Here is a 10,672-nt window from a genome sequence, read left to right as displayed (position 1 = left end):
GGTGCCGCCGCCTGCATGGGCGGCGCGGATAGGGTCAGCCGAGCGCTAGTCGCGCCCGGTCAAGATCAGTTGCATGGCGTCATCAGCGAAAACGATGCGGAGATGCGTGGCATTGGGGCTCTCCGCCATCATCGCCTCCAGCTGGCCGGCGTCGAGGAAATCGACGCCGTCATCGCCGCCGAACGTTTGGCGCTTGACCTCGAACCAGTCGTCTGTGGTGGCCGGATTACATTCCTCGGCATAGACGACGAAGGGTTTCTCATCGCCGGCAAGCTTGCCGTTCGAGAGGAGGTAGACGCCATGATCTCCGACCAGCCACAGACCCGGCTGTTCGTCCTTGCCGGGTCTCAATCCATAATAGGGGTTGCGAAAGCCGCCATTGGCTTCAGCATCGGCGCGGCCGCGCGCGATCACCTCGCGCACGGATGCAAGCGGAAACGTGAGCATGGTTGCACCTATCAAGCCGCAATCGGCGAAGTGAGGTGGCGCAGTTGCACCGGCAGCTTGGCGGCGATCTCGTCGTCGCTGAGGTCTTCCAGCAGTTTCAGAAACGTGCCGCCGTTCCCGCCGTAGAGCGTCACCGTGCGCTTGCCACGCGAGGTCTCTGGCCAGCGTTCGCCGGCATGGCCGCGATAGTCGTCGGCCGTGCTGCTCCAGATATGCTCGAGGCGTTCCTCGCGCGTCATGGAGCGGACCGGGCGGCTCTCGCGCTCGATAATCGCAACGCGCATGGTCTCGACCGAGGCTTGATCAAAAAGGTCGCAATAACCGTGGAAATAGCGGATCGCTTCGTCGATCCGGAGCGCAAAGAAGACTGATGTGACCGAGCCGGTGAGGAACTCGCGCATCGCAAACAACGAGCCGCGGATCCAGAGCGGCGGCAGGATCTCGAACATATAGTCGTGCTCGACCTCGCCGATCTCGAACCACTCGCCGGCATAGAGCGGCGTCGCGTCGCCGTCCCAACGGTTCGGGCGCTGGAGATGACGGTCGAACATGCGAAACATCTGCGCTCGGTTTGCGACGCCCTGGAAGACTTTTCGGATTGCGGGAGAGGGGTTCATCTGCGGCTCCTTCGGAGGTTTCGGACCGAAGCGCGGCACGGTCCTCTCGACCTTGCCTTCCTCTTCAGTCCTTCATGACCCCTTCCGGGCCGCCGGCATCGCAGCTGCCGGGGTCAAGGGCCGGCTCAAGCCGGGCGAAGCCTCCCTTGACGCGGGCGGCGCGCATGCGGCACGTCCCCTCCTTCCGTCCTTTTTCTCTTTTCCCTGACCTTCAGGGTTTCGTTCCAATCCTCCCCGGGCGGCCGAAGTCGCGTCCAGTCGCAGCCGGCATCGTCGGCAAGCGCCCGTAGCCGTTCGGCAAACATGTCGCCCTGGGGATTGGCGTCGGTCGCCGCCACCATCTGGACGCCAGGCCTTGCAGCCAACTCCCGTATCGCTGCCTCCGTGGTCGGCGACCATCCGCCGCCCGTGCTGAGATAAAGCGTGCCCTCCCGCAAACCTTCGATTGCCGCAAGACTCATGGCGTCGATTGCGGCTTCCGTGACAGCCAGGCGCAATGCGCTGTCCGAACCGAGACGAAAAAGAACCTTCGTTCCTCCGGACGCGAAACCTCGGTATTGCGGACCGCGCGCCTCCCAGCCGGTCAAAACCCCGGCATGGTCTCTATGCGCCGCCCACATGCTGCCTTGCGGACCTTCCCGTAGCAGGTCGGCTTTGATCGCCGTGTGGAGCAGGAAGGCTGGCAGACGGCGCTCGCCATTGAGGTATCGCCATGTCGCGGAACCGGGCCAGGGACGGCGGCGAGCCTGCCAACAATTGGGAAGAGAGAGCTCGCATCTCTCGCCGTCCCTTGCGGGCTGCCACTCCGGCTGCGTGATCGGAAACCCGACGAGATCCGCGACCCGTTCGGCGCCTTCGAGAAAGCCGACATGATCGAGGTGTTCGACGAGCCGAAACACATCGCCTTTCGCTTCGGACAGAGGATCGAACCACCCGCGCCCTTCGTAAGTAACGATGATGATCTCACCGCCGCGCCGAAACTTGACCGCCCGCCGCGTGCTTTCCTTCGCGTCTATTGCAAACCCGGCATGCTCCAGCACCGCCGCACAACTGACCCGCTCGCGCAGCGCTTCTATCTCTCTTCTCTTCATTTTATTTCCGATCGCCCGGCGATCGGCCTCCATGATCCTTGCCTGCCCGTCCGTTCACGGACGTCTTTCGGCAGGCCGCGAAGAGCAAAGACCGCAAGGGCGCGGGCATGCAATTGTCGGATCATGCAAGCCAGAGTTCGGCCGCGGCGCAGCTTCCCTTGCGGCCTGCCGCTCGCAAGCGGCACGCCAAGGGCGCGAAGCCGGCTCAGTGGGCCGGCCAGGGCATGTACTCGTGCACGACCGCCAGGTCGTCGTCGGCGTCGATCTCGTCGGACGGCAGGACGCCGTATTCGCCGTCGACCTCGAAGAGGGTGACCGGAACCATCAGGTCACGGGAGAGCTGGAACGCGTGGGACTGGGCGAGAGAGAGATCATGCGACATGTGAGAGGCTCCTTCGGGAGCGGGCCAATTCCCGCTCGATGGCTCCTCAAAAGGCACGGGGTCCGGGCGCGATCACCGCGACGCGAAGCGGCAGCGGCCGCAGCTTGCTAGCGGACCCCTCGCGGGTTGATCGTGGAAGATCCGGATCCGGGCCAGGACGCCATCAAAAGAGAGCGGGATTGGCTTGCTTCCGTTCGAGCCACCGCTTGCCGCCCGGTTGTTCGTGCTGCCCGACCCTCGCCTTGCCAGCGTTCGATTGCTCGGTGTCTCGAATTTGCAGGACAGGTTGGCGACTGCCTGTTGACGACGTTTAGCGGGTCGCTCAACGTCAATCGGAATGAGACCGCTCGGCCTTTACAATGGCCTCCTCGACTGACTTCGCATCGAGCAAGATTAGCGCACGTTCCAGGCAAAGTTCGATCTCGGTGACGCTTTTCCCCTCCAACAGGGCCATTTCGGCGCAAGTTTTGCCCAGAGACACCCACCGAAGGCACGTCTTTTCCAGGGGCGAAAGCATCCTCTTCTTCATGAGGCAATCCATGTTAGACTATAACATATTGCATAATCGGATTATGGAACTTTTAGTTGATATTCTCAGGTAACTTGTGGCCCGACGGTTGATCGCCAAGAGCCGTTCCGATAGCCTCCCACTAGGCACACCTAAGTCGCACGCCCAAGCTTGCCACCATCGTAAGGCGGAGAAACGCTATCCCGGCAAGCGACTCATCCCCTCTTCTCACGCATTTGAGCGAGGCCCAGAATCTCTCCGGCCTGGAGAGCGAGCCACAAAGCAGTCACGTCGGCGGTGCTGTTTAGGGAGCGCTCCGTGAGGGCTTCGATACGCCGGACGCGATAGGTCAAGCTGGTCTTGTGGATATGAAGCTTTTCAGCGGTCGATTGCCAGGAGCGGTTCTGTTCAAGGAAAATCTTCAAGGTGTAGAGCAAGGACGCGCGCGACTCTTCGTCGTGATCCGCCAGATTTCCGAGAACGTGGCGGAAAGTCTGCGTGGCCTCGTCCAGATTTTGGGGAAGCCAGGGTAGCCGGTCCACGACCCGTTCGTGGAGCACGACAAGCTGCCCCGGATTTGTATGAGCCAGCGCCAGGCGGGCTTCGCGAATAGCCTCCGTCAGCCGATCAGTTTGGTCGATCGGATCACTCAGCCCCATCGGGCTTCCCAGGGCATCTTGTATCGCCTGGGCGGACTCCGCCGGAAGCAGCAGCAGCAATTCGTCCCCTTGCGGAGACAACAAGAATGGCGCGTCCAGGCGCTCGAACAGCAAAGCCCATTCGGCGAATTGCAGCCGGCCTCGGGCGGTGACCGCGAGATGCGCCGTTTCCAGTTCGATGTTGAACGACTCGAGGCGCTTGGTCGCCTGACGCGGCGAAAGGCGCGCGTTCAGCAGATCATCCATCAACTCCGAACCGGCTCGGAGAGCTCGTTCGCTTTCGACATGTAGGCGTTCAAGCGCGATGCCCAGCACCGCTGACATGTAGTTCACGAGACTGTAGTCCAGATAGTCCTGGCCCGCACGGCGCGCCAGCATGACGTAACCCCGGCGCGAGGGAATAGAAATAGCGAGCACTTCTCCGTCTTCGAGCGCGTGGCGCCGGACCACCAGCTGGGAATCCTGAGAATCGGGCTTCTGCTGGCATAAAGCTTCGCGTAACTTTTCGGGTAGCTCGACTTGCCGGGGAAGCCAAAGCTCCTGCGCTTGAGGATCCCACAGGTACAAATCGGCATGCACGTCCTTTTCGAGACGCCGCAGAAGCGCTTCAAGATCAAGCCCCTCAATTGCCATGCGGGCGCTGATACACACGCGCGCTATTGCATTGCGGCGTTCGAACTCCTCGAGCCGCGTGGCATCCACCACGGCCTTGGTGACGCTGGCGAAGGGCACCCCGTAGTGCGTGAGCAACAGCGGAAAACCCAGCTGTTCCGCCGTTTTCCGTAATGCCTCCAGATCGCTCGGCGCCTGCATGTTCTCGCCGATCATCATCCCTGCCAGACCGGCCTTGGCCAGGGACTCGACGTAACGACTTTGCGCGCCGGGATCTGCAGGAATTCCGATGCCCGTCGTCATCAATAGGTCGCCGTCCCCCAACCACTTGGTCGGATCGGCCAGTTCACATACGTGCGCCCAGCGGACAATCCGATCCAGGCCCTGCTCGCCGCTAACCACACGGCTGCGCAGTTCCGGCGTGTTTATGATGTCCATGATCCGCAGCGGCATCGATCGGCCCTACCTGATGTTCAAAACCACGCAACTGTAGGTCTGAGAAAGTAATTAAACCAGCCGCCGTAGCGGATCCATCCACGGTTCGTTGTGTCGGTGAAAAATGTGCATCCTTGCTCAGGCGAAAATCACGTAGGCCTTGCGAACGGTTTCTAGAATATCCCATTCCCCCTGAGTGTTTGCGGCGAAGTAAATCGAATCTCCGGCGCGAAATTCCACTTTCTCGCCGCCATCGACCCTGAAACTGCCATGCCCGCTGATGAAATAGCTATACTCGGCCTCGGCCAGCGCGCGGCGGAACCGTCCAGGAGTGCATTCCCACACACCGGAGGTGCCGACCGGAATTTCCCGGTGGGCGGCGATGCGGACCATGGCGACTTGCTCACTCGTCGGCGTACCCACCGCGACCGGGCCGCTGAAGGCGCTTTCGTTTTCGACCCGGATCAGAATTGGTGACATTTCTACGCTCCTTACGATTTGTCTTCGAGGCCAGAGGGGGCGAGACGGGCAAGCAGCTTGTCGAACCGCGCCGGAGATTTGCCCTGCATCTCGGCCCTTTCCTTGCGAAGAACGGCGTTGCGGACCATCTTGCCGCCAAGATAGCGGAAGGGTTCGGGCGGGAAGTTCTTGCATGTCCTGCCGACGAGGGAACAGCGGCTCCATTCGTCATTGCGGCCGAGCGCGAGGCTGGCGAGGATGCGCCCGCCCAAGCGGCTGGGACCGACGCCGTTGCCGCTCCAGCCGATACCGTAGAAGATGTTAGGATGGCCGCGCAGGCTGCCGAATACCGGCAGGCTGTCGTAGGTGCGATCTACCGGCCCGGACCAGCTATCGGCGACAGCATCAGGCGACAGCATAGGATAGGTGGCAAACAGGTCTGCCTGGGTCAGCGCGATGCTTTCGGCGTCGTCGCTGAAGACACCTCCGATCACCGAGCGATAGGCCATCGCCCCCGTACCCTTGCCAAACGCGATACGCCCGTCTCGGGTTGTGCGGTAATAATCGACCATAAGCTGCGAGTCGGTGATAGATTCGCCACCGGTCCAGCCGATCTGCTCGAGATGTGCACCGAGCGGTTTCGTGGTGACGATCGAGCTGTTGACAGGAGTGAACAAACCCGAAAGCTCCGGTATTGTCGCCGACCAGGCATTGGTAGCGAGTACGACCTTGTCCGCCGTCAGCGCGCCGCCTTGGGTGATAATTCGCGAAGGCTGGCCGGGTTCGATCTGGCTGACACCGGAATTCTCATGGATGACGATGCCCGCTGCCAGCGCCACGCGGCGCATGCCCTGCACCAGTGCAAAGGGCTGTACCGTGGCATTAGAGGCTTCGAAAACCCCGCCCAAATGTGCGGGCGATCCGGTGCGACGGCGCACCTCGTCCGGCGAAAGGCGCTGGAACGGTGCGACGCCTAGCTTCTCACAGGCATGCAGCGTACCGTTCCACGAATCTACATGGGCGGGCGTGGTCGCAGTCCACAGCCAGCCCTTCTGCATGAAATGGCTGTCAATGCCGTGCTGATTGCAGAATTCTCCGAGTTCGGAGATTGCCTCTTCGGCGCGGCGCCCCAAAAACAGCGCCTCCTCGACGCTGCAGAAGGAGCGAATGGTGCTAATCTTCGGCCACCACGACATAACAAAACCGCCGTTGCGGCCAGACGCTCCACCGCCGCAGATGTCCTGTTCCAGCACCACGACCCGGCAATCGGGTTCGTGCTGCTTGACGGTCAGGGCGGTCCACAGGCCGACGAAGCCGCCGCCGATGATCGCGACTTCGGCGCGGCTATCGCCCACCATGGGCGGGCACGGCTTGATCGATACCACCGACTCCTGCCAGTAGCTGCGCTTGAGCGGCTGTGAAATGTGGAGTTTCATAGTCTTTCCCTGTCGTTCGGCAAGCTTGCCGGGGCAAATCCGGCGCGGGCGTGAAACAAGTCTTACCCGTTGGCGCAGCCCGTTTCCGGGCCGCGCCAATCAGTCCTCTCATGTCATAGCGTGCGAAACGCGAGGCTTTTCAGCCGCGCAGCTCGGCGGTTGCGGCTTCGTCGACCTTGAGCGAGTTCGGGTCGATGATTACGCCATAGAGGCTTTTGGCCGCATCGAGGCTGATATATTCGTCAAGCACGTCCTCTAGTACATCCTCGGCCGAGCGTTTCAGCGGGTTGCCCCAGCCGCCGCCACCCGTGCTTTCGAACATGAAGGTCTCACCGGCGCCGAACTTGTGCGAGGCCAGCAGCGGATTGTGCCAGTTGCCAGCATCGTCGATGCCACCGATCACCTCCCGCGTGCCATCGGCGCGGATATGGCTAGACCGCTGCACGACGCTGGTCAGGCCGCCTGCAGCACCGGGACTGCCCGCCAGCGTGCGCGAGGTTTCCATGCCCAGCTCGCCGCCGCCGAAGAAGCGCACCTTGAACACGGAACCAAGGCCACCGCGATACTGACCGGCACCAGCGGAATCCTTCCTGAGTTCGAAGGCCTCGTAAGCTATCGGGAAGAACAGCTCCGCCGTCTCAGCCGCCATGTTCATGCAGTTACCAAGCGGGTCCATGGTGACGTTCATGCCATCCGAATAGGGCGTCCCGCCCCAGCCGCCGGCGGGTAGATCCGAGAACACATCTGCCCGGCCTTCCGCGTCGACACAACTTGCAACGAACCAGTTGGCATCCGAGCATGTCGACCCCGTAACCCGTTCCGGGATGGCCTTCGCAAGAGCCTGCCAGATGGCGCTGGTGATCTTTGAGGCCGTCAGCGTTGTGCAGCCAATGGTCGGAGCCGGCCATGTGGCGTTCAGCCAGCAACCTTCCGGCAAGATGACCTCGATTGGGTTGAACAGACCCTGGTTCTGAGGCGCGTCCGGCGCCAGGAAGAACTGGAGCGAATAGAGCGCCGCGGACATAGTATTGGCCTTGGGCGAGTTAATCGCGCCCTGGCACATCGGATCGGTGCCGGTGAAATCGACCTTAATCGAGGTATCCTCAATTTCCAGCCGCACCTTTACCTTGACACGCTTCTGGGTGATCCCGTCGGTATCGGCATAGTCTTCGGCCTCGTATACGCCGTTCGGGATCGTGCGGATGCTCTCTCGCACCATCTTTTCGGTATATGCCTGGATTTTCTTCATCGCCGCGCGGACAATGTCGGCGCCGTAACGCTCGCAAGCCCGTTGTAATTCCTGCTCTGCCGCCAGCAGCGCGCCGAGATGGGCCTGCACATCGCCCTTGATGAAATGGGGCGTGCGTGAGTTGTTCAGGATGATCGCCAGAAGGTCTTCATTGAGCTTTCCGCCGGAATAGATCTTCAGCGGCGGCAGACGCAACCCTTCGGCAGCGATATGGGTGCTGAACGCCTGGCCACCGGCGCCGCCGCCGCCCAGATCCATCCAGTGGCCGCGGCTGACGCCATAACCGATCAGTTCCTTCTTGTAGAAGATCGGCTTGGTGAAGGTAATGTCGTTGATGTGGGTGCCGCCCCGGTAGGGATCGTTGAGCACCAGCACGTCACCTTCATAGACGTTGTCTCTGCCGACGCCTTTCACGGCCTCCTCGGCCGAGAACTTCATCGCCGCCAAGTGAACCGGGCAATTTGCTGCTTGGCTAAGTAGTTGCAGGTCCGCGTCGTAGATAGCATTCGAGAAGTCGAGCATGTCCGCCAGGATCGGCGAAAACGACGATCGCTGAAGAACGGTGGCCATTCGGTCGGAGGCGAATTCGAAGATGCTGCGCATCACTTCGAAGGTGATGGGGTCGATGTCTATATCGGTATGAACGATGTTCTGGCTCATGATTTTTCCTCCCCTCAGATTTCGATGTCGATGACCAGCGCGCCCATCGCGTTGACATGGGCGTGGGTCTTTGGCGGCAGGACCGTGCAGGCGTGATCGTATTCGATGATCGCCGGGCCATGGATCCGGTGGTGAGTGGTCAGCGCCTCGCCCTCATAGATATCGCATTTGGTCCATTCGCCATCGAAGTAAACGTCGCGCTGCCCCTTGATCGCTGCCTTCTCATCGGTCGAGAAATGAACCTCGACCGGCGGCGGATCGTCCATGCGGCCGATGGCGGTGACGCTGAAGGACACGAATGCAGGGGCGAAATCATCCGAACTCACCCCGAATTCCTGCAAGTGAACGCCATGGAATTCGTTCTCGATATTGGGCAGATCACCAGCGGTCAGCACGCCGTTCGGCAACGGGGTATCGACTTCGTAGGACTGACCCACATAGCGCATCTGGGCACTGCGGATGATGACTATTTCCTGCTCGTTGGCGAAACCTTGCTGGACGAGTTCCTTCCTGGCCCTTGCCTCGAGATCGTTTAGGATCTCGTTCACTTTGCCCAGATCGGCTTCCATGACCGGTGAGTAGTAGAAATGCTCGATGTCCTGCCGCAGATCCATCACGGTTGCGCCGAAGGCGGAGGCAACGCCCGCATGCGGTGGCACGATGACTTTGGGGATATTCATCGACTTGGCAACGAAGCATGCAGCCAGCGCGCCGGCACCGCCGAAGCTGGCATATACGAAATCGCGCGGATCGCGACCGCGGGCGACAAGAACCTTCTTAACCGCCTGCGCCATGTATTCGCAACCGATACGGATCATGCCTTCGGCTGTCGCCAAGGTCGAGAGGCCGATCTCGCCGGCCAACTTGTCCATCGCCTTCCGGGCGGCCTCGACGTCGAGATCGATCTTACCGTTCAGGGTCGGGTCCAGACGGCCAAGCAGCAGGTTGGCGTCGGTTATGGTGGGCAGGATGCCGCCACGGCCATAGCAGACCGGACCGGGTTCGGAGCCGGCACTCTTCGGACCGACGCGCAGCGAGCCGCCCGCATCAACCCAGCCGATCGACCCGCCGCCCGAACCGACGCTGTGGATGTCAAGCATCGGGACAACGATAGGCACTTCCCATTCCAGTTCGTGGTCGCGGGTGATTAGGCCCTTGCCGTGCTCGACGATCGAAACGTCGAAGCTGGTACCACCAACATCGGTGTGCAAGATGCGGTCGAAGCCGCTCTGCTCGGTCAGATAGCCGGCATAGGCCACACCGCCCGCGGGACCGGACTCCAGCATGTCTTCAGGATGCTGGCGCGCCGCGCCCGCAGACATGACGCCGCCGCTGCTCTTAAGAATTAGGAGCTTCCCGGTGAAACCATGCTGGTCCAGCCGCTTTTCCAGATCATCCATATACTTAACCATCACCGGCATGCAGGCCGCGCGAACGGCGGTGGTGACGAAACGCCCGTGCTCGCGGAAGATTGGACGAGTCTCGGACGACAGCACGATGTGCACATCCGGGCAGTATTCCCGCAGGATGTCGCGCATATGCTCTTCATGCTTGCTGCTGGCATAGGAGTTGATGAAGCCGATACCGACGGACTGGATGCCTGCGGCTTTGATCTTCATTGCCACTTCACGCGCGGCGGCGACATCCAAAGGCCGCTCAGTTTCGCCGTGGGCGTTTACACGCTCGGGGACCGTGTAGCGGAACCGGCGCTTGATGATCGGCTTGGGCTTCGTCTGGTAGGGATCGTACAGATGCTGACGGTGCTGGCGACCGATTTCGATTGTATCGCGGAAACCTTCCGTCGTAATAAAGGCAGCATCCGGATAGCTGCGCTCGATCAGCGCGTTGGTCGCCGTCGTCGTACCGTGCATCAGGTACGATACATCCGAAATACTAATTCCGGCTTTTTCAATAGACTCAAGAACAGCGATCGAGCGATCTTGCTTCGTGGTCAGGACCTTCGCAGTGACTTGTTTGCCAGTACTTTCTTCCCATGCAAACAAATCTGTAAAAGTACCACCGACATCAATTCCAACCCTCCACATCGTGACCTCCCTATGTGCTTGGATATCGTAAGTCTGCCGCCATATTTCTTCACACAGCGCTTTCGGGTCAAT

At 60.9% G+C, this 10,672-nt stretch carries 9 protein-coding genes; all 9 read right to left on the bottom strand.

The window, feature by feature from the left end:
- Window positions 1-45: 45 nt before the first annotated feature.
- Window positions 46-447, bottom strand: coding sequence for a DUF3085 domain-containing protein (locus LQK83_RS21050; RefSeq protein WP_230839450.1), 402 nt, complete (start codon window positions 445-447; stop codon window positions 46-48).
- 11 nt (window positions 448-458) lie between these two features.
- Window positions 459-1,064 carry a DUF1419 domain-containing protein gene (locus LQK83_RS21045; protein WP_230839449.1) on the bottom strand — a complete coding sequence of 202 codons (606 nt, stop codon included), beginning with the start codon at window positions 1,062-1,064 and terminating at the stop codon, window positions 459-461.
- A 125-nt stretch (window positions 1,065-1,189) separates the two neighbouring features.
- Window positions 1,190-2,188, bottom strand: a complete 999-nt coding sequence (locus tag LQK83_RS21040; RefSeq protein WP_230839448.1) for a DUF3991 and toprim domain-containing protein — start codon at window positions 2,186-2,188, stop codon at window positions 1,190-1,192.
- A 172-nt stretch (window positions 2,189-2,360) separates the two neighbouring features.
- Window positions 2,361-2,537 (bottom strand): hypothetical protein, encoded by a 177-nt coding sequence (locus LQK83_RS21035; RefSeq protein ID WP_183940258.1) that lies wholly within the window; start codon window positions 2,535-2,537, stop codon window positions 2,361-2,363.
- 723 nt (window positions 2,538-3,260) lie between these two features.
- Window positions 3,261-4,769, bottom strand: coding sequence for a PucR family transcriptional regulator (locus LQK83_RS21030; RefSeq protein WP_230839447.1), 1,509 nt, complete (start codon window positions 4,767-4,769; stop codon window positions 3,261-3,263).
- Window positions 4,770-4,889: 120 nt separating this feature from the next.
- Window positions 4,890-5,231 carry a cupin domain-containing protein gene (locus tag LQK83_RS21025; protein ID WP_230839446.1) on the bottom strand — a complete coding sequence of 114 codons (342 nt, stop codon included), beginning with the start codon at window positions 5,229-5,231 and terminating at the stop codon, window positions 4,890-4,892.
- A gap of 11 nt (window positions 5,232-5,242) precedes the next feature.
- On the bottom strand, window positions 5,243-6,646 hold the full coding sequence (locus tag LQK83_RS21020; protein ID WP_230839445.1) for an NAD(P)/FAD-dependent oxidoreductase: 1,404 nt from the start codon (window positions 6,644-6,646) through the stop codon (window positions 5,243-5,245).
- A 139-nt stretch (window positions 6,647-6,785) separates the two neighbouring features.
- Window positions 6,786-8,555: a hydantoinase B/oxoprolinase family protein gene (locus tag LQK83_RS21015; protein WP_230839444.1), complete on the bottom strand. Its 1,770-nt coding sequence runs from the start codon at window positions 8,553-8,555 to the stop codon at window positions 6,786-6,788.
- A 14-nt stretch (window positions 8,556-8,569) separates the two neighbouring features.
- On the bottom strand, window positions 8,570-10,600 hold the full coding sequence (locus LQK83_RS21010) for a hydantoinase/oxoprolinase family protein (RefSeq protein ID WP_230839443.1): 2,031 nt from the start codon (window positions 10,598-10,600) through the stop codon (window positions 8,570-8,572).
- Window positions 10,601-10,672 lie beyond the last annotated feature (72 nt).

It is taken from the genome of Rhizobium sp. C1, assembly GCF_021026335.1.
Classification (GTDB): domain Bacteria; phylum Pseudomonadota; class Alphaproteobacteria; order Rhizobiales; family Rhizobiaceae; genus Ensifer_A.
The sequence above is the reverse complement of the archived record's forward strand: the minus strand, read 5'-3'. Positions and strand labels throughout refer to the sequence as shown.

Excerpts from the sequence above, each read along its gene's own strand:
- LQK83_RS21045 (WP_230839449.1), bottom strand. The coding sequence starts at position 1,064 with ATGAACCCCTCTCCCGCAATCCGAAAAGTCTTCCAGGGCGTCGCAAAC.
- LQK83_RS21030 (WP_230839447.1), bottom strand. The coding sequence starts at position 4,769 with ATGCCGCTGCGGATCATGGACATCATAAACACGCCGGAACTGCGCAGC.
- LQK83_RS21040 (WP_230839448.1), bottom strand. The coding sequence starts at position 2,188 with ATGGAGGCCGATCGCCGGGCGATCGGAAATAAAATGAAGAGAAGAGAG.
- LQK83_RS21020 (WP_230839445.1), bottom strand. The coding sequence starts at position 6,646 with ATGAAACTCCACATTTCACAGCCGCTCAAGCGCAGCTACTGGCAGGAG.
- LQK83_RS21015 (WP_230839444.1), bottom strand. The coding sequence starts at position 8,555 with ATGAGCCAGAACATCGTTCATACCGATATAGACATCGACCCCATCACC.
- LQK83_RS21025 (WP_230839446.1), bottom strand. The coding sequence starts at position 5,231 with ATGTCACCAATTCTGATCCGGGTCGAAAACGAAAGCGCCTTCAGCGGC.
- LQK83_RS21035 (WP_183940258.1), bottom strand. The coding sequence starts at position 2,537 with ATGTCGCATGATCTCTCTCTCGCCCAGTCCCACGCGTTCCAGCTCTCC.
- LQK83_RS21010 (WP_230839443.1), bottom strand. The coding sequence starts at position 10,600 with ATGTGGAGGGTTGGAATTGATGTCGGTGGTACTTTTACAGATTTGTTT.
- LQK83_RS21050 (WP_230839450.1), bottom strand. The coding sequence starts at position 447 with ATGCTCACGTTTCCGCTTGCATCCGTGCGCGAGGTGATCGCGCGCGGC.